This is a genomic window from Streptomyces sp. NBC_00341 (assembly GCF_041435055.1).
Taxonomy (GTDB): domain Bacteria; phylum Actinomycetota; class Actinomycetes; order Streptomycetales; family Streptomycetaceae; genus Streptomyces.
On record NZ_CP108003.1, the window covers coordinates 89,841 to 110,777 of the forward strand.

Here is a 20,937-nt window from a genome sequence, read left to right on the forward strand (position 1 = left end):
GTGTCCCCTTCTCGTCCTCGCCCGGGAACCGGCGAGGAGCCGGTCGCTGTCGTCGGGATCTCCTGCCGACTGCCCGGGGCGGCGGATCCCGAAGCGTTCTGGCAGTTGCTGAGCGACGGGGAGTGCGCGGTCGGCCAGGTGCCACCCGGACGTGAACCGGTCGGCGGACGCTGGGGAGCGTTCATCGAGGGGGTCGACCGGTTCGACGCCGGCTTCTTCGGGATCACCCCCCGGGAAGCCGCCGTGATGGACCCGCAGCAGCGGCTGATGCTCGAACTCGCCTGGGAGGCCTTCGAGGACGCCCGGATCGTCGCCGGTGACCTCAGCGGCAGCGCGACGGGCGTGTTCCTCGGCGCGATGCGCGACGACTACGCGCTCCTGCTGGCACGCGCCGGCCGGGACGCGGTCAACCACCACGCGATGCCCGGCGTGAGCCGAGGCGTCATCGCCAACCGCGTCTCCCACCTCTTCGGCCTGCGCGGGCCCAGCCTCGTCATCGACACCGGCCAGGCGTCCTCGCTCGTCGCGGTGCACACCGCGGTGGAGAGTCTGCGCCGCGGCGAGAGCACCCTCGCCCTCGCGGGCGGTGTGAACCTCAACCTGGCCGCCGAGACCGGCGTCGCGGCGGAGGAGTTCGGCGGCCTGTCCCCGGACGGGCGCTGCCACACCTTCGACCACCGCGCCAACGGCTTCGTACGGGGTGAGGGCGGCGTCGCCCTCGTCCTGCGGCTGCTCCCGGACGCGATCGCCGCGGGCGACCGCGTCCACGGTGTCATCCTCGGCGGTGCCGTCAACAACGACGGTGCCGCCGAGCAGCTGACCACCCCCAGCCGGGACGCTCAGGCAGCGGTACTGCGCCGGGCGTACGCCGCGGCCGGGATCTCCCCGGGCAGCGTCCAGTACGTCGAACTGCACGGCACCGGAACGCCGGTGGGCGACCCGGTCGAGGCGGCGGCGCTGGGCGAGGTGCTGGGAAGCGCCCGCGACACCGCCGCACCGCTGCTGGTCGGCTCCGTCAAGACGAACCTGGGCCACCTGGAGGCCGCCGCCGGGGCCGCGGGGCTGCTCAAGGCGGTGCTCGCGCTGTCCCACCGGCAGATCCCCGCCAGCCTCGGCTTCGAGAAGCCGAACCCGGACATCCCGCTGGCCGACCTCAACCTGCGCGTCGTGGCCGGCCCGACCGAGTGGCCCGGGACCGACGGCCCGCGGACCGCCGGGGTCAGCGCCTTCGGGATGGGCGGCACCAACTGTCACCTGGTCCTGAGCGAGGCCCCCGCGCCGGTGCCGTCTCCCGTGCCGGCCGTGTCGGTGGCGCCCGAGGTGTCCGGTGCGGTCGATATATCCGTACCGGCCGTGCCGTGGGTGCTGTCCGGGCGGAGTGCGGGTGCGCTGCGCGATCAGGCGGCGGCGCTGGGCAGGACCGCGGCGGGCGAGCCGGACCCGGTGTCCGTGGCGTGGTCGTTGGCGTCGTCCCGGGCACGGTTCGAGCACCGGGCCGTGGTGGTGGGTGACTTCGCCTCGGGGCTCGGTGCCCTGGCGGACGGTGACCCGTCGGCGTGCGTGGTCTCCGGGGTCGCCGGCGGGGTGGGCCGCACGGTGTTCGTGTTCCCTGGCCAGGGGGCGCAGTGGGCGGCGATGGGCGCGCGGCTGCTGGACGGGTCGCCGGTATTCGCGGATGCGGTCGCGCAGTGCGAGGCCGCGCTCGCCGGGCTGGTGGACTGGTCGGTCACCGACGTGCTGCGCGGGGCGGCGGACGCGCCGTCGCTGGAGCGCGTCGACGTGGTGCAGCCGGCGTCCTTCGTGGTGATGGTGTCGCTGGCGGCGCTGTGGCGTTCGTTCGGAGTCGAGCCGGCGGCCGTGGTGGGGCACTCGCAGGGTGAGATCGCCGCCGCGTGTGTGGCGGGCGCGCTGTCCCTGGAGGACGCGCTGCGGGTCGTCTGCGTGCGCAGCAAGGCGATAGCCCGGCTGTCGAGCGGGGCGGGCACGATGGCCTCGGTGGGTGCCGGCGCGGCGCGGGTGGAGGAGATCCTCGCCGCCTGGGGCGACCGGGTGTCCATCGCCGCGGTGAACGGTCCCTCGCAGGTGGTGGTCTCGGGTGAGGTCGCCGCAGTCGGGGAGGTCGTGGACCGTTGCCAGGAGCTGGGGTTGCGGGCGCGGCGGATCGCGGTGGACTACGCCTCGCACTCGGCTGCGATGGATGTGCTGGAGGCGGATCTGGCGGTCGAGCTGGCCGGGATCAGTCCGCGTGCGGGTGACATTCCGTTGCTGTCGACGGTGACGGGTGAGCTGGTGGACGGCTCGGGGATGGATGGCGGGTACTGGTTCACGAACCTGCGCTCGCGGGTCCGGTTCTCCGAGGCGATCGAGAAGCTGGGCGCGGAGGGTTACGGCGTCTTCGTCGAGGCCTCCTCGCACCCCGTACTGACCGCCGCGGTCCAGGAGATCGCGGACGACAGCGTCATCACCGGTTCGCTGCGCCGGGATGACGGCGGCCTGGACCGGTTCCTGGCCGGTGTCGCCGAGCTGTGGGTGCGCGGCGTGGACGTCGACTGGTCGGCCGCCTTCCCCGGCCCCCGCCCCGCCCTCGTCGACCTGCCCACCTACGCCTTCCAGCGCCGTCGCCACTGGTTCGGCTCCGTCGCACCCGAGGCCGGAGACGAGGAGACCGCGCGGAGCGCGGCCGCCGCCCGGCTGGCCGAGGCCGGGAACGAGGACGAGCGGCGGCGGATTCTGCTGGAGCTGGTGCGCACGCACGCCGCCGCGGTGCTCGGACACACGGACGTCGGCGCGATACCGGCCGGCACGTCGTTCAAGGACCTCAGGTTCGACTCGCAGTCCTCCGTCCAGCTGAGCAACCGGCTCCGCGAGGCCCTCGGCGTCGACCTGCCGACCACCCTGCTCTTCGACCACCCCACGCCGGCCCGGCTGGCGGAGCACCTCCAGCGCGTGGCCGTCACATCCGCCGGCGCATCCGCCGCCCCGCGGACGGCGGATGCGTTCGCCAGGCCCGCGCACGACGAACCGATCGCGATCGTCGGCATGGGCTGCCGCTTCCCGGGCGGGGTCAGCTCGCCCGAGGACCTCTGGGAGCTGGTGAACTCCGGCACCGATGCTGTGGCGGCCTTCCCCGCGGACCGGGGCTGGGACATCGAACGGCTGCTGGCCGCCCCCGACGCACCGGGCGGCTCGACGGTCGCCCAGGGCGGATTCCTCTACGACGCGGGCGACTTCGACGCCGACTTCTTCGGCATCAGCCCGCGAGAGGCGCTCGCCATGGACCCCCAGCAGCGGCTGCTCCTGGAGACCGCGTGGGAGGCCCTGGAACGGGCCGGGATCGATCCCTCCCGGCTCGGCGGAAGCCGTACCGGGGTCTTCGTCGGCGCGATGCAGCAGGAGTACGGCCCCCGGCTGGACGAGGCGGCGGACGGGCTGGAGGGCTACGCGCTGACCGGTACCACCGGCTCCACCGCCTCCGGCCGGATCTCCTACGTCCTGGGCCTCGAAGGGCCCGCGATGACTGTGGACACGGCCTGCTCGGCGTCACTGGTCGCGCTGCACCTCGCGGTGCAGTCGCTGCGCAACGGCGAGTCCACGCTGGCCCTGGCCGGTGCGGCGACGGTGATGGCGCGCCCCGGTATCTTCGTCGAGTTCAGCAGGCAGCGCGGGCTCGCGCCGGACGGGCGCTGCAAGGCGTTCTCGGACGACGCCGACGGCACCGGATGGGCCGAGGGTGTGGGCACCCTCGTCCTCGAACGGCTCTCCGACGCGCGCCGCCACGGCCACCGGGTACTGGCCGTGGTGGAGGGTACGGCGGTCGCCTCCGACGGGGCCTCGAACGGTCTGACGGCGCCGAACGGTCCCTCGCAGCAGCGGGTGATCCGGCAGGCCCTGGCCAGTGCCGGACTGCACCCCGACCAAGTGGACGCCGTCGAGGCGCACGGCACCGGCACCGTACTGGGCGACCCGATCGAGGCCGCCGCGCTGCTCGACGTCTACGGGCAGCGGTCTCCCGAACGGCCCCTGTGGCTCGGCTCGTTGAAGTCCAACATCGGGCACGCGCAGGCCGCTGCCGGGCTCGGCGGCGTCATGAAGATGGTGCTCGCGATGCGGCACGGACTGCTGCCGCGGACCCTGCACGCGGACACGCCGACCTCGCACGTCGACTGGTCCGCCGGCGAGGTCCGGCTGCTGACCGAACCCGTACCGTGGACGGCCGGCGACCGGCCGCGACGGGCGGGCGTGTCGGCCTTCGGAGTGAGCGGCACCAACGCACACGTGATCATCGCCGAGCCCGCGGAGCCGGAGCCGGCACCCGCTGAGCCGGCACCCGCTGGGCCGGCACCCGCAGCGGCCCTCGAAGCGGCCCCCGCACAGGCCGCCGGGCCCGTACTGCCCCACGCCCTTTCCGCCCGTACCCCGGATGCGCTGCGCGAGCAGGCGCGGCGGCTGCGCACGGCGCTGCGCGGCGGGGCGGCGCGTCCCGCCGACATCGCCCGCACGCTCGCCACCGGCCGGGCCCGGTTCGCGGAGCGGGCCGTACTGCTCGCCTCCGGACCCGAGCAGCTGGACCGCGCGCTGGCGGTGCTCGCCGAGGACGGCGAGGCGAACGGGCTGGTGCGCGGCACGGCCGCGAGCGATGACCGCGTGGTGTTCGTCTTCCCCGGCCAGGGCGGCCAGTGGCAGGGCATGGCCACGGAACTGATCGACACCTCACCGGTCTTCGCGGACCGGATCGCCGCGTGCGAGCGGGCACTGTCGGAGTTCGTGGACTGGTCGCTCCTGGACGTACTGCGGGGCGCCGACGACGCCCCGCCCGCGGACCGCGTCGACGTCGTGCAGCCCGCGCTGTGGGCGACGATGGTCGCGCTCGCCGAACTGTGGCAGTCCCGGGGCATCCGCCCGGCGGCCGTGGTCGGACACTCGCAGGGAGAGATCGCGGCCGCCTGTGTGGCGGGCGCGCTCAGCCTGCGGGACGCCGCACGGGTCGTGGCCCTGCGCAGCCGTGCGCTGCTGGCCCTGGCCGGACGCGGCACCATGGCCTCCGTGTTCGAGTCCGCCGACCGGGTCGCCGAACTGGTGGCGCGGTTCGACGGACGGATCTCCGTCGCGGCGGTGAACGGCCCCCGGTCCGTCGTGGTGTCCGGCGGGACCGAAGAGGTCGCCGCGCTCCTGGCCGAGTGCGCGCGGCTGGACATCCACGCGCGCGCCGTCCCGGTCGACTACGCCTCCCACTCCGCGCAGGTCGAGCCCATCGAGGACGAACTGGCGCGGCTGCTCGCACCGGTCGAGCCGCGGCCCGCCCGGGTGCCGTTCCACTCCACCGTCACCGGCACCGTGCTGGCGGGAACCGAACTCACCGGTGACTACTGGTACCGGAACCTGCGCGGCACCGTGCGCTTCGAGGAGACCGTGCGGACCCTGGCAGGGTCGGGGCACCGGGTCTTCCTGGAGTCGAGCCCGCACCCGACGCTGACCATCGGCATCCAGCAGACGCTGGAGAGCGCCGGTGTCGAGGACGGCGTCGCGGTCGGTTCGCTGCGCCGCGGTGCAGGCGGCCCCGGCCGGTTCATGGAGTCGCTCGCCCAACTGCACGTCCACGGCGTGGAACCGGACTGGGACGAGGTCCTCTCCGGCTCCGGCGGCCGCCGGACCGAGCTGCCCACGTATCCGTTCGACCGGCACCGCTACTGGTGGACGCCGTCCGCCACGGAGCCCGCTGCGGCAGTGCCGGACGCGGACCCGGTCGGGGGCCGGCGCTACGAGATCGCCTGGCGGCCGCTCCCGGACACCTCCGCCACCCCACCGGCCGGCAGCTGGCTCCTGGTCGCACCGCCCGGCCCGGCCGACGACCACCGCGAGACCGCCCGAGCCCTGCGCGACGCCGGCGCGGCCGTGGTGCTGTGCCCGCTGCCGGACGGTGTGCCCGACGCGTCGACGCTCGCCCTGGCGGCCACCGGCCACGAGGTGGCCGGTGTGCTGTCCCTGCTCACCCTGGACGCGGCACCGGAGCCCGCGGCCGGGGTGGCCGCGACGGTCGCCCTGCTCCACGCGCTGGACGCGGCGGGCATCACCGCCCCGCTGTGGTGCGCCACGCGCGGCGCGGTGTCCACCGGCCCCTCCGACCCGGCGCCCGACCCGGCGTCGGCGGCGGTCTGGGGAGCGGGGCGTGCCGCTGCGGTCGAACACCCCCGTACCTGGGGCGGCCTGGTCGACCTGCCTCCGCGATGGGACGGGCGGGCCCGCGAACGGCTCGCCGCCGTGCTCACCGGGGGCCGGGACGAGGACCAGGTCGCGATCCGGTCCGCCGCCGTGTTCGCCCGCCGGCTCGTCCGGGCCCGGCGCCCCGCGACCGGACGGCGGTCCTACCAGCCACACGGCAGCGTCCTCATCACGGGCGGCACCGGGGCACTGGGCCGCCGGCTCGCCCGCCGGCTGGCCGAGGGCGGGGCCGAACAGGTCATCCTGCTGAGCCGCCACGGCGGAGACCCGGACGAGATGGCGGCGCTCGCCGCCGAACTGCGCGAGGCGGGCAGCGAGCTGACGGCCGCGACCTGCGACGTCACCGACCGCTCCGCACTGGCCGCACTGCTCGACGGAATCGGCGGGGACCGGCCGCTGTCAGCGGTGTTCCACGCCGCAGGCGTCTGCGAGCTGGGCCCGCTGAAGGACCTCGGCCCCGGCGACCTGCCGGACCTCATGGCCGCCAAGGCCGAAGGCGCGCGCATCCTCGACGAACTGCTCGCGGACACCCCGCTGGACGCGTTCGTCCTGTTCTCCTCGATCTCGGCCACCTGGGGCGTCGCCGACCACGGCGCCTACGGTGCCGCGAACGCCTTCCTCGACGCCCTGGCGGCCGGCCGGCGCGCCCGCGGCCTCACCGCCACGTCGGTCGCCTGGGGCCCATGGAGCGGCGGCGGAATGATCGGCCCGGACCAGCGGGAGATCCTCGCCGCCACCGGGCTCCCGCTCCTGGACCCCGACCGCGCGCTGCGGGCACTGGACGTCGTCCTGGACCACGACGAGACGGCCGTCGCCGTCGCGGACGTCGACTGGGAGCGGTTCGGCCCCGTCTTCACGGCCACCCGCCCCAGCCCGCTGCTGAGCGAACTGGTCGCCGCCCCGCAGGACCCGGCGGTGCCCGGGGACCCCGGCCGCCCGGCCCCCGCCCTGCGCGCCCGGCTCCTCGAACTCCCCGACGAGGCACAGCGCGAGCTGGTCCAGGACCTGGTGCGCGAGCACACCGCGAAGGTGCTCGGCCACAGCGATCCGAAGGCCCTCGCCACCGACCGGGCTTTCAAGGACCTCGGGTTCGACTCGCTCACCGCCGTCGGTCTGCGCGACCGGCTGGCCAAGGCCCTCGGCACCCGGCTGCCCACCACGCTCGTCTTCGACCATCCGACCCCCGCACTGCTCGCCGAGCACCTGCGCGGCGAGGTCCTGGGCGAGCAGCCCGCGAACGACGACGGCGCACCGGTCCGTGCCTCCGCCGCGGACGAGCCGCTCGCCATCGTCGGCATGGCCTGCCGGCTGCCCGGCGACATCGACGGCCCGGAAGCCCTGTGGCGCCTGCTCATGGACGGGGGCGACGCCATCGGCGCCCTGCCCACCGACCGCGGCTGGGACATCGAGTCGCTCTACGACCCCGACGCCGACCGGCACGGCACCAGCTACACGCGCGCCGGCGGATTCCTGCACCGGGCCGCCGAGTTCGACCACGAGTTCTTCGGTATCTCCGCCCGCGAGGCACTGGCCATGGACCCGCAGCAGCGGCTGCTCCTGGAGACCACGTGGGAGGCGTTCGAGAGCGCCGGGGTGGTCCCCGCCGACCTCAAGGGCAGCGACACCGGAGTGTTCGCCGGAATCCTGGCCAGTGACTACGGCCGCCTGCACGGCATGCCCGGTGAACTGGAGGGCTACCAGGTGACCGGCGGCGCGCCGAGCGTGGCGTCCGGCCGGCTCTCGTACACGTTCGGCTTCACCGGCCCCGCGATCACCATCGACACCGCCTGCTCCTCATCGCTGGTGGCCCTGCACATGGCGGCCGGTGCACTGCGCTCCGGCGAGTGCGGACTCGCCCTGGTGGCGGGCGCGTCGGTGATGTCGACACCCACCCCGATGATCAGCTTCAGCAGGCAGCGCGCCCTGTCCACGGACGGCCGCTGCCGGTCCTTCGCGGAGGACGCGGACGGCTTCGGCATGGCCGAGGGCGTGGGCGTCCTCCTGGTCGAGCGGCTGTCCGACGCACGTCGCAACGGCCACCGCGTGCTGGCCGTGGTGCGGGGCAGCGCGGTCAACCAGGACGGCGCGTCGAACGGCCTGACCGCACCCAGCGGCCCGTCCCAGCAGCGCGTGATCCGGCAGGCCCTGGCCGCCGCCGGGCTCACCGCGCAGGACGTCGACGCCGTCGAGGCGCACGGCACCGGTACCCGGCTGGGCGACCCGATCGAGGCGCAGGCGCTGCTCGCCACCTACGGCGCCGGCCGGCCGGCCGAGCGCCCGCTCTGGCTCGGCTCGCTCAAGTCCAACGTGGGCCACACCCAGGCGGCCGCCGGTGTCGTCGGCGTCATCAAGATGGTGCAGGCGCTGCGCCGCGGAGTCCTGCCGAAGACCTTGCACGCGGCCGAGCCCACCTCGCGCGTCGACTGGGAGTCGGGCGCCGTGCGGCTGCTGTCCGAATCCCGGCCGTGGGCCGCGACGGACCACCCGCTCCGGGCCGGCGTCTCCGCGTTCGGCATCAGCGGCACCAACGCACACGTGATCCTGGAAGCCGCACCCGAGCCGGCCGCCGTCACCGCGGACCGGCCCACCGGTGCCGTTCCCTGGATCCTGTCCGCCCGCGAACCGGAGGCGCTGCGCGCCCGCGCCGCCGCGCTGCGCCCGCTCGTGGACACCTCCGACCCGTACGCCACCGCGCGTTCGCTGGCGGTGACCCGTGCGCGGTTCGACCACCGGGCCGTCCTCGTGGGGGAGCCCGGCCCCGCACTGGCGGCTCTCGCGGCGGGCGAGCCCGCCGAACGGCTCGTCTCCGCAGTGGCCGGACCGGTCGGCCGTACCGCGTTCGTCTTCCCCGGCCAGGGGGCGCAGTGGGCCGGTATGGGGGTCGAGCTGGCGCAGTGGTCGCCGGTGTTCGCGGAGCGGCTCGCCGAGTGCGAGAAGGCGATGTCCCCGTATGTCGACTGGTCGTTGACCGAGGTGCTGAACGGCGTGCCGGGCGCACCGTCGCTGGACGCGGTGGACGTCGTACAGCCGGTGTCGTTCGCCGTGATGGTGTCGCTGGCGGCACTGTGGCAGTCGTACGGCGTGGAGCCGGCCGCGGTGGTGGGGCACTCGCAGGGCGAGATCGCCGCCGCGTGTGTGGCCGGGGCGCTGACGCTGGAGGACGCCGCACGCGTGGTGTGCCTGCGCAGCAAGGTGCTCACCGGTGTGACCGGACGCGGTGCGATGGCGATCGTCGCCCTGCCGGAGGAGCAGCTCACCGACCTGATGGCCCCGTACGGGGAGCGGCTGTCCGTCGCCGCCGTCAACGGGCCCCGCTCCGTGGTGCTCTCCGGCGACCGGGACGCACTGGAGGACCTGGCCAGGATCTGTGGGCAGCGCGATGTGCGGGTACGGATGATCCCGGTCGACTACGCCTCGCACTCCGTACACGTCGAACCGGTGCTGGACGAACTGGCCGTACTGCTCGCCCCCGTGGAGCCGCGCCCGCCCCGCATCCCGTTCTTCTCCACCGTCACCGGCGAGTGGATCGACACCGCTGCGCTCGACGCCGCCTACTGGTGCGCCAACCTGCGCCGGCCCGTGCGCTTCGCGGAGGCGGTACGGACACTGGCCGGGCAGGGCTTCGGATGCTGGGTCGAGAGCAGCCCGCACCCGGTGCTGCTCGCCGCGGTCGAGGAGACCGTCTCCGACCACGCCGAGGCCTTCGCCGTCGGCTCACTGCGCCGCGACGACGGAAGCGGCGAGCGGTTCCTGCTCTCGCTGGCCGAGGCATGGGTGCGTGGCGCCCCCGTCGACTGGGCCCGGTCGTTCCCGACCGCCGCCCCTCACGTGGAGCTGCCCGGCTACCCCTTCCGGCCCCGGCGCCACTGGCTCGAAGCCCCGGCGGAGGCGGCCGCACAACAGGAGCGCGCCCTCGTCGACGGCTGGCGCTACCGCGTCGACTGGACCCCGGTGCCCGCCGACGGAACCCCGGTGCTCACCGGCGACTGGCTCGTGGTGACCCCCGACGAGCCGGTGGACACCGGCCTCGTCGGCGCGGTGCTCGCGGGGCTCGCCCGGCACGGCGCGACCGTGCACCCGGTGGGTGTACGCGAACTGGTCCGGGACGGTGCCCGGCTGCCGGAGCGGATCGACGGCGTGCTGTCGCTGGCCGCACTCGACGAACGGCCCCACCCCGACGAACCGGCGCTCAGCACCGGACTGGCCGACACCGTCGCCTGCGTACGGGCCCTGGCCGGCGACGCCCCGCTGTGGCTGGCGACCCGGGGCGCGGTCGGCACCGGCCCGGACGATCCCGTCCGGCACCCCGTACAGGCTCAGGTGTGGGGGCTCGGCGTGGTGCTCGGCCTCGACGAACCCGACCGGCTCTGCGGGCAGATCGACCTGCCGGACCGGCTGGACGGGGAAGCGCTCGGCCGGCTCGTCGAGGTGCTGTCAGAAACCACCGGCGAGACCGAGGTCGCCCTGCGTGACGGCACGCTCCTCGCCCGGCGCCTGGTGCCCGCCCCGGCGCCCGGGGCCGAGCCGTGGCGGCCGCGTGGCACCGTCCTGATCACCGGCGGCACCGGCGCCCTCGGCGCCCATGTCGCCCGCTGGGCCGCCCGGAACGGCGCGGCGCACCTGGTGCTGACCAGCCGCCGGGGCACGGACGCCCCCGGCGCCGGGGAGCTGAGCGGGGAACTGACCGCGCTCGGCGCCCGGGTGACGATCGCCACCTGCGACGTCGGTGACGCGGACCAGCTCGCCGCCGTCCTCGCCGCGATGGATCCCGCCGAGCCGCTGACGGCCGTCGTGCACGCGGCCGGGCTCACCCAGCAGGAGGTCCCCGTCGGGGACCTGTCCACCGCCGAACTCGCCCGGATCATGCGGGGCAAGGCCGAAGGCGCCCGGCACCTGGACGACCTGACCGCCCACCTGGACCTGGACGCCTTCGTGCTGTTCTCCTCCGGAGCCGGTACGTGGGGCGACGCGGGCAAGGCCGGATACGCCGCCGCCAACGCCTACCTGGACGCCCTCGCACAGACGCGGCGCGCCCGGGGCACGGCGGCCACGTCGGTCGCCTGGGGGGCCTGGGACGGCGGCGGCATGGTCGAGGGTGAGGTCTCCGACCTGCTGACCCGGCGCGGAATGCGCCTGATGCGGCCCGAATCGGCCGTACGGGCGCTGGCGCTCGCGGTCGGCAACGGCGACGCCGCGGTCGCCATCGCCTCTTTCGACCTGGCCCGCTTCCTCCCCCTCTACACCATGACGCGGGACCGCCGCCTGGTCGCCGCGCTCACCGAGGCGCAGCCGGTGGCGCGGCAGCGGGACGAGGACACCGGTCCCCGCCCGGAACGGTCCACGGCACTCGCTGACCGGCTGGCCGGCCTGTCCCCGGAGGAACAGGAGAGCGCGCTGGTGGAACTCGTCCGACGGGAGGCGGCCGCGGTGCTCAAGGCCGGGCAGCCGGAGGACATCCGGCCCCGCCGGGCGTTCAAGGAGCTCGGCTTCGACTCCCTGACGGCGCTGGAGTTCCGTAACCGGCTGAACGTGGCGACAGCCCTGAGGCTGCCCGCGACGCTCGTCTTCGACCACCCCACCCCCGCCGCACTCGCCCGCCGGCTGTGGGACGAGCTGTGCGGCGGGACACCTGACGTACTGGCCGGACTGGAGCGGCTGGAAGCCCAGCTGGCGGCACTGCCGGACGAGGACTTCAACCGCCTCGACCTGGCCGGCCGGCTGGGTGCCCTGCTGCGCCGGGCCGAACCGGAAACAGAGACCGACGCCCCGCACCAAGACCTTGCAGCGGCGACGAACGACGAGATCTTCGACCTGATCGACCGGGAGTTGGGCATCCGATGAGCAGTGGCGCGAACGAACAGCGGCTGCGGGACTATCTGAACCGAGTCACTGCGGATCTGCAGGCGACCCGCCGAAGGGTCCGGGAGCTGGAGGACAAGCAGCGCGAGCCCATCGCGATCGTCTCGATGGGCTGCCGCTTCCCTGGTGCCGACACTCCCGAGGAGTTCTGGGACCTGATCGCGGCCGGCGCCGACCTCGTCGGTGACCTGCCCGCAGACCGCGGCTGGGACCTGGAGCACCTCTACCACCCGGACCCCGCCCACCCGGGCACCAGCTACACCCGGCACGGCGCGTTCCTGCACGGCGCCGCCGAGTTCGACGCCGGGTTCTTCGGCATCTCGCCGCGCGAGGCCCTCGCCATGGACCCGCAGCAGCGGCTCCTCCTGGAGACCTCCTGGGAGGTCGTCGAACGGGCGGGCATCGACGCGGAGAGCCTGCGCGGTGAACGCGCGGGCGTCTTCGTCGGAGCGAGTCACCAGGGCTACGGCGCTTCGGTGCGGACGGCACCGGACGGTGTCGAGGGCCATCTGCTGACCGGTGGTTCGGGCGCCGTCCTGTCAGGACGCATCGCCTACACCCTGGGCCTGGAAGGGCCCGCCGTCACCGTCGACACCATGTGCTCGTCCTCCCTGGTCGCGCTGCACCTCGCGGTGCAGGCGCTGCGCAACGACGAGTGCTCCCTGGCCCTCGCGGCCGGCGCCACCGTGATGGGCTCGACCCGCAACTTCACCGAGTTCAGCCGGCAGTCCGGACTCGCGGTCGACGGCCGGGTCAAGGCCTTCTCCGACGACGCGGACGGCACCGGCTGGGGCGAGGGCATCGGCGTCCTGCTCCTGGAACGCCTGTCGGACGCACAGCGCAACGGCCACCGCGTACTGGCCGTGGTGCGCGGCACCGCCACCAACCAGGACGGCGCGTCGAACGGCCTGACGGCGCCCAACGGCCCCTCGCAGCAGCGGGTGATCCGGCAGGCGCTGGCCAACTCCGATGTCGCCGCGTCCGAGGTGGACGCGGTCGAGGCGCACGGCACCGGCACCTCGCTCGGCGACCCGATCGAGGCGCAGGCGCTGCTCGCCACGTACGGCCAGGGCCGTGCCGACGACCAGCCGCTGTGGCTCGCCTCCGTCAAGTCCAACATCGGCCACACCCAGGCGGCCTCCGGCATCGCCGGGGTCATCAAGATGGTGCTGGCGATGCGGCACGGGCTGCTGCCCAGAACACTGCACGCGCAGCACCCTTCGACGCATGTGGACTGGTCGGCCGGTGCGGTCGAACTGCTCTCGGAGGAGCGGGACTGGGCCCCGGGCGACCGGCCCAGGCGGGCCGGGGTGTCGTCGTTCGGCGCCAGCGGGACGAACGCGCACGTGATCATCGAGGAGGCGCCGGAGCAGGCCGGGGCCGAGGCCGCCCCGCGCCGGGCGGATCTGCCGCTCGTCCCGTGGCTGGTGTCCGCGAGGACGGCGTCCGCGCTGCCCGCGCAGGCCGAACGGCTGGCGTCCGCGGTCGGCGGACTGGACCCGGCGGACGTGGGCCTGTCGCTGGCCGTCGCCCGTACCGGACTGGAGCACCGGGCGGTCGTGCTCGGCGCGGACACGGACGAACTGCGCACCCGGCTGGCGGCGCTGGCGGCGGGCGGACCCGTCGCGGGCGTGGTGTCCGGGCTCGCCGGTGACGGTCTGACCGGGTTCGTGTTCTCGGGCCAGGGCGGCCAGCGGGCCGGCATGGGCCGGGAACTGGCCGAGGCCTTCCCGGTGTTCGCAGCCGCTCTGGACGAGGTGTGCGCGTACTTCGACGGTCTGCGCGAAGTGATGTTCACCGACGCGGAGGCGCTGAAGACCACCGGCTGGGCGCAGCCCGCGCTGTTCGCCGTCGAGGTGGCGCTGTTCCGGCTGGTCGAGTCGTGGGGTGTCAGGCCGGACTACCTGGTCGGCCACTCGGTGGGTGAGCTGGCCGCCGCGCACGTGTCCGGTGTGCTGTCCCTGCCCGACGCGTGCCGGCTGGTCGCCGCCCGCGCCGAACTGATGCAGGCACTGCCCGCCGGCGGTGCGATGCGGGCGGTCCGGGCGACGCTCGACGAGGTCACACCCCTGCTGGTCGAGGGCGTATCGGTGGCGGCGGTCAACGCCCCCGGCCAGGTGGTCCTGTCCGGCACCGCCGAGGCCGTCGAAGCGGTGGCCGCTCTCCTGCCCGACCGGCAGAGCCGCCGTCTGGAGGTCAGCCACGCCTTCCACTCGGCCCTGATGGAGCCGATGCTGGCCCGGTTCACCGAGGCCGCGGCGGAGCTGACGTACGGAAGTCCGCGCATCCCGATCGTCTCCACGCTGACGAGCGAGCCGGTCACGGAGTTCACCGCGGCCTACTGGGCGGACCAGGTCCGGGGCACGGTCCGCTTCGCCGACGCCGTCACCCGCCTGAAGGCCCTCGGCGTCACCCGATTCGTCGAACTCGGCCCCGACGCCGGCCTGATCGGCGCGATCGACGAGACGTACGGCGGTGACGCCGTCGCCGTCCCCCTCCTGCACCGCAAGCGCCCCGAACCGGCCAGCACGGTCGCGGCCCTGGCCCACCTGTGGGCGGACGGCGCCCACGTCGACTGGGCGGCCTACTTCGCCCCGGCCGGTGCGCAGACCACCGACCTCCCCACCTACGCCTTCCAGCGCGCCCACTACTGGCTGGAGGACGAGAACGCACCCGTGCGCGCGACATCCGCGCTCGACTCCTGGCGCTACGGCGTCGACTGGGTGCCGAGTCCGGCCCGCGCCGCGGCCGGGCTCTTCGGCCGCTGGCTGCTGGTGACCTCGGCAGCACAGCAGGACCGTGACGTGTCGGCCGGGCTGATCAGCCACAGCCTGCGCGAACGCGGTGCGCAGGTCACCGAGCTGCGGCTCACCGCGGACCTCGACCGGGAGCAGCTGGGCACGCTCCTGGCCGAGCACCCCGACGCGACCGGGGTGCTCTCCCTGCTGGCCCTCGACGAGAACCCGCACCCCGAGCGGCCCGCACTCTCCACCGGCCTGGCGCTCAACGTCCTGCTGACGCAGGCGCTGGCCGACCTGGACACACCGGTACCGGTCTGGCTGTGCACCCAGGACGCGGTCTCGGCGGCCGACGGTGACCGGGTCGGCCATCCCGTACAGGGAAGCAGCTGGGGTCTCGGGCTGGTGTCCGGCCTGGAGTTCCCGCAGTGGTGGGGCGGCCTGGCCGATCTGCCCGAGGCATTCACGGAGCAGGACGCCGACTGCCTGGCGGCGGTGGTCGCCGCAGGCGGACCGGAGGACCAGTTCGCGATCCGTTCGGGTGCGGCGCTGCTGCGCCGGCTGCGGCGTTCTCCGCTGGAGGGCGCCGCCGCGGAGCCGTGGCGGACGAGCGGTACGGCGCTGATCACCGGCGGTACCGGCGGCCTGGGCGCGCACACGGCCCGCTGGCTGGCCGAGGCCGGTGCCGAACACCTGGTGCTGACCTCCCGGCGCGGACCGGACGCCCCCGGCGCCCCCGAACTCGCCGAAGAACTCGGCGCCCTGGGCGTCAGGGTGACCATCGCGGCCTGCGACACATCCGACTACCCGGCACTGGCCCGGCTCGTCGAGCGGATCGAGGCGGACGGCCCACCGATCAGAACAGTCGTGCACAGCGCGGGAACCGGCGGTACCGCCCCGCTCACCGGCACGGACCTGGCGGAGTTCGAGACCGGCGCGCAGGTGAAGCTGGCGGGGACGGCCAACCTCGACCGGATCTTCGACCGCACGGAACTCGACGCGTTCATCCTGTACTCCTCCGTCGCGGCCGTCTGGGGCGCCGGCGGCCACGGCTCCTACGCGGCCGGCAACGCCTACCTCGACTCGGTCACCCGCAGCCGGCGCGCCCGCGGCCTGGCCGGGACCACGATCGCCTGGGGCCTGTGGTCCGCGGACGACGGCAGCGGACTGGGCGGCACCGTTGACCGCGACTCGCTCAACTGGCACGGCCTGGCGGCCATGGCACCCCGGACCGCGATCGCCGGACTGCGGCAGGTCATGGCCGACGACCGGGAGTTCCTCGCCATAGGCGACGTGGACTGGGACGCCTTCACCCCCGCGTACACGGCCACCCGTCCGCGCCCCCTGATCGAGGGCATACCGGAGGCCCGCGCCGTCCTGGAGGGCGACCCGGGCACCGAGGACGACCACACCCGGACCACCGAGGCGAACAGCCTGCGGGAGCGCCTGCGCCCGCTCCCCGCGGAGGACCGCGAGACCGCGCTGCGCGACCTCGTACGGGCCCACGCGGCGACGGTCCTCGGACACACGTCCCCGGACGCCATCGAGGAGGGGCGGCCGCTGCGCGACCTCGGCTTCGACTCGCTGCTCGCGGTCGAGCTGCGCAACGCCCTGACCACGGCGACCGGCCTGAAGCTCGCCACCACACTCGTCTTCGACCACCCGAACGTCACCCGCCTCGCACAGCACCTGCACGCCACCCTCTTCGGTGAACAGCCCGGCTTCGAGCCCGCCATCGCACAGATCTCCGCCGACGCGGCCGACAACGACGACGCCGTCGCGATCATCGGGATGGGCTGCCGCTTCCCCGGCGGGATCGCCGGGCCCGAGGACCTGTGGCGCCTCGTCACGGCGGGCGACGAGGTCCTCAGCGGATTCCCCGACAACCGGGGCTGGGACCTCGGCCGGCTGTTCAGCTCCGACCCGGACGACGAGGGGCACTCGTACGTCCGCTCGGGCGGCTTCCTTCAGGACGCGGGCTCCTTCGACCCGGACTTCTTCGGCATCTCGCCCCGCGAGGCCCTCGCCATGGACCCGCAGCAGCGGCTGCTCCTCGAAACGTCGTGGGAGGCGATCGAGCACGGCCGCATCGACCCGCACAGCCTGCGCGGCAGCGAGTGCGGTGTGTTCGTCGGCGTCGGTCACGGCGGCTACGGCACGGGCCTGCGCCAGCTCCCGGAGGGAGTGGAGGGCCACCTCCTCACCGGCTCGATCACGAGCATCGCCTCCGGGCGCATCTCGTACACCCTGGGACTGGAGGGCCCGGCCGTCACCGTCGACACCGGATGCTCCTCCGCCCTGGTGGCCCTGCGCCTGGCCTCCCAGGCACTGCTGTCCGGGGAGTGCTCGATGGCGCTCGCCGGAGCGGCCTCCATCGGCTCCTCACCGCTCGGGTTCATCGGGTTCAGCCGCCAGCGCGGCCTCGCCGAGGACGGCCGTTCCAAGGCCTTCTCCGAGGACGCCGACGGCATGGGGATCTCGGAGGGCGCCGGGGTCTTCGTCCTGGAACGGCTGTCGGCGGCCCGGCGCAACGGCCACCGCGTCCTTGCCGTCATCCGGGGCAGCGCGATCAACCAGGACGGCGCGTCGAACGGTCTGACGGCGCCCAACGGCCCGGCGCAGCAGCGGGTGATCCGGCAGGCACTGGCCAATGCCGGACTGACCTCCGCCGACGTCGATGTCGTGGAGGCGCACGGTACGGGCACCTCGCTGGGTGACCCGATCGAGGCGCAGGCGCTGCTGGCCACCTATGGCCAGGACCGCCCGGAGGACCGGCCGCTGTGGCTCGGCTCCGTCAAGTCCAACCTCGGCCACACCCAGGCCGCCGCCGGTGTCGCCGGCGTCATGAAGATGATCCTCGCGATGCACCACGGCGAACTGCCGAGAACGCTGCACGCGGACAACCCGTCGTCGCACGTGGACTGGTCGGCGGGCGCGGTGGAGCTGCTCTCCGAGGCGCGGGAGTGGCCGCACGTGGACCGGCCCCGGCGTGCGGGCGTGTCGGCGTTCGGGGTGAGCGGCACGAACGCGCACCTCATCCTGGAGCAGGCACCGGAACCGGACGACGAGACCGGCTCGGGAACGCTGTCGCCTTCGGTGGTGCCGTGGATTCTGTCGGGGCGGAGTGCTGCCGCGCTGCGGGGTCAGGCCGAGGCGCTGCGTCCGCTGGCGGACGGCACTGATCCGGTGGGTGTCGGGTGGTCGTTGGTGTCGTCCCGGGCGCGGTTCGAGCATCGGGCGGTTGTGGTGGGGGAGCCGGTGTCCGCTCTGGCTGCGTTGGCTGTGGGTGAGCCTTCGGGTCGGGTGGTGTCCGGGGTGGTGGGTCCGGTGGGTCGGACGGTGTTTGTGTTCCCTGGTCAGGGGGCGCAGTGGGCGGGTATGGCGGTCGAGTTGGCGGAGTCGTCGCCGGTGTTCGCGGCGCGGCTGGCGGAGTGTGAGTCGGCGTTGTCCGCGTATGTGGACTGGTCGTTGACGGATGTGTTGCGTGGTGTGCCGGGTGCTGCGTCGTTGGATGCGGTGGATGTGGTGCAGCCGGTGTCGTTTGCGGTGATGGTGTCGTTGGCGGCGTTGTGGCGTTCGTTCGGTGTGGTGCCGGCTGCGGTGGTGGGGCATTCGCAGGGTGAGATCGCTGCGGCGTGTGTGGCGGGGGTGTTGTCGTTGGAGGATGCGGCGCGGGTGGTGTGCCTGCGGAGCCGGGCGATTGCTGCGGTGGCGGGTGCGGGCGGGATGGCGTCGGTGGCGGCGTCGGTGGAGCGGGTGGAGGAGTTGCTCGGGTCGTGGGCGGGCCGGGTGTCGGTGGCTGCGGTGAATGGTCCGTCGCAGGTGGTGGTCTCGGGTGAGGCCGTTGCTCTGGATGAGCTGGTTGCCGAGTGCAAGGGGCAGGGGTTGCGGGCGCGGCGGATCGCGGTGGATTACGCCTCGCATTCCGCTGCGATGGATGTGCTGGAGGCGGATCTGGCGGTCGAGCTGGCCGGGATCTCCCCGCGTGCGGGTGATGTTCCGTTGCTGTCGACGGTGACCGGTGAGTTCGTGGACGGTTCCGGGATGGATGGCGGGTACTGGTTCACGAACCTGCGTTCGCGGGTCCGGTTCTCCGAGGCGATCGAGAAGCTGAGCGGGGAGGGTTACGGCGTCTTCGTCGAGGCCTCCTCGCACCCCGTACTGACGGCTGCGGTCCAGGAGATCGCGGAAGGGGCGGACGAGGACGCCGACGCTGAGCCGGGTGTGGTCACCGGTTCGCTGCGCCGGGATGACGGGGGCCTGGACCGCTTCCTGGCCGGTGTCGCCGAGCTGTGGGTGCGCGGCGTGGACGTCGACTGGGCGGCCGCCTTCCCCGACGACGCACGGCCCGCGACCGTCGACCTGCCCACGTACGCCTTCCAGCGCGGGCACTACTGGCTGGAGGACGAGGCCACCGGCACGGTGAGCGAAGCGGGCGTGATGGACGCGGAGTTCTGGGAAGCCGTCGGCAGCGGCGACACCCGTGCCTTCGCCGATGAGCTGGGCGTGGGCGAGGACGCCTCGCTGAGCACGATGCTCCCCGCCCTGCACGCATGGCGGATGCGACGGGCCGAGCGGTCCGTCCTGGACTCCTGGCGCTACGGCGTCGACTGGGTGCCGAGTCCGGCCCGCGCCGCGGCCGGGCTCTCGGGCCGCTGGCTGCTGGTGACCTCGGCAGCACAGCCGGACCGTGACGTGTCGGTCGAACTGATCAGCCACAGCCTGCGCGAACGCGGCGCGGCGGTGGCCGAGTTGGTGCTCACCGCGGACCTCGACCGGGAGCAGCTCGGTGCGCTGCTGGCCGAGCAGCCGGACGTGACCGGGGTGATCTCCCTGCTCGCCTTCGACGAGAGCGGGTACCCCGGCCGGCCGGCGCTCACCGGAGGACTCGCGCTCAACGTGCTGCTGATGCAGGCCCTGGCCGACTGGGACCGGCGTATCTCGGTCTGGATGTGCACCCAGGACGCGGTCTCGGCGGCCGGAGGTGACCGGGTCGGTCATCCCGTACAGGGAAGCAGCTGGGGTCTCGGGCTGGTCTTCGGCCTGGAGTTCCCGCAGTGGTGGGGCGGCCTGGTCGACCTCTCCGAGGGGTTCACGGAGCGGGATGCCGACTGCCTGGCGGCGACCGTCGCCGCAGGTGGTGCGGAGGACCAGTTCGCGATCCGTTCGGGTGCGGCGCTGCTGCGCCGGCTGCGGCGTTCTCCGCTGGAGGGCGCCGCCGCGGAGCCGTGGCGGACGAGCGGTACGGCGTTGATCACCGGCGGTACCGGCGGCCTGGGTGCGCACACGGCCCGCTGGCTGGCCGAGGCCGGTGCCGAACACCTGGTGCTGACCTCCCGGCGCGGACCGGACACGGCCGGTGTGCCCGAACTCGTCGAGGAGCTCGGCGCTCTGGGCGTCAGGGTGACGGTCGCGACGTGCGACGTCTGCGACTACGAGGACCTGGCGCGACTCGTGGAGCGGATCGAGGCGGACGGGCCGCCGATCCGAACGGTCATCCACTGCGCGGGCGTCGGCCACCTCGCCTCACTGACCGGGACGAACCTGGCCGAGTTCGAGGCCGGCGCGGAGGCGAAGCTGGCCGGGACCGCCAACCTCGACCGGATCTTCGACCGCGACGGCCTGGACGCGTTCATCCTGTACTCCTCCGTGGCGGCGCTCTGGGGTGCCGGCGAACACGGCTCCTACTCGGCGGGCAACGCCTACCTCGACTCGGTCACCCGCAGCCGGCGCGCCCGAGGGCTCACCGGAACCACGATCGCCTGGGGCCTGTGGTCCGCCGACGACGGCGGCATGGCGGGCAAGGTCGACCCCGGCTCGCTCAACTGGCGCGGTCTGACGTTCATGGCGCCGCAGACCGCCATCGCCGGGCTGCGACAGGCGATGGCGGACGACGAGGAGTTCCTCGCCATCGGTGACGTGAACTGGGACTCCTTCACCCCCGCGTTCACCGCCATGCGCGCACGGCCCCTGCTCGACGGCATTCCGGAGGTCCGCGCCTTCCTGGAGCGCAACGGCGGTACCGACGACGACACGCCGTCGGCCGACGAGAACTCCCTGCGGGAGCGGCTGCGACCGCTCTCCGCCGACGACCGCGAGCGCGCGCTGCGCGATCTCGTAC

2 protein-coding genes (1 of these 2 cut by a window edge) are annotated in these 20,937 nt (G+C 74.1%); both read left to right on the plus strand.

What is annotated here, in order from left to right; genetic code table 11:
* Positions 1-12,060: an SDR family NAD(P)-dependent oxidoreductase gene (locus tag OG892_RS39300; protein ID WP_371631790.1), complete on the plus strand. Its 12,060-nt coding sequence runs from the start codon at positions 1-3 to the stop codon at positions 12,058-12,060.
* A protein-coding gene (locus OG892_RS39305) for a type I polyketide synthase (protein ID WP_371631791.1) crosses the window boundary here: on the plus strand, positions 12,057-20,937 show its start. The gene runs 10,301 nt beyond the window's last position; only the first 8,881 of its 19,182 coding nucleotides appear in the window; its start codon is at positions 12,057-12,059; the stop codon falls past the right edge of the window. Before OG892_RS39300 ends, OG892_RS39305 begins: the two co-directional genes overlap by 4 nt.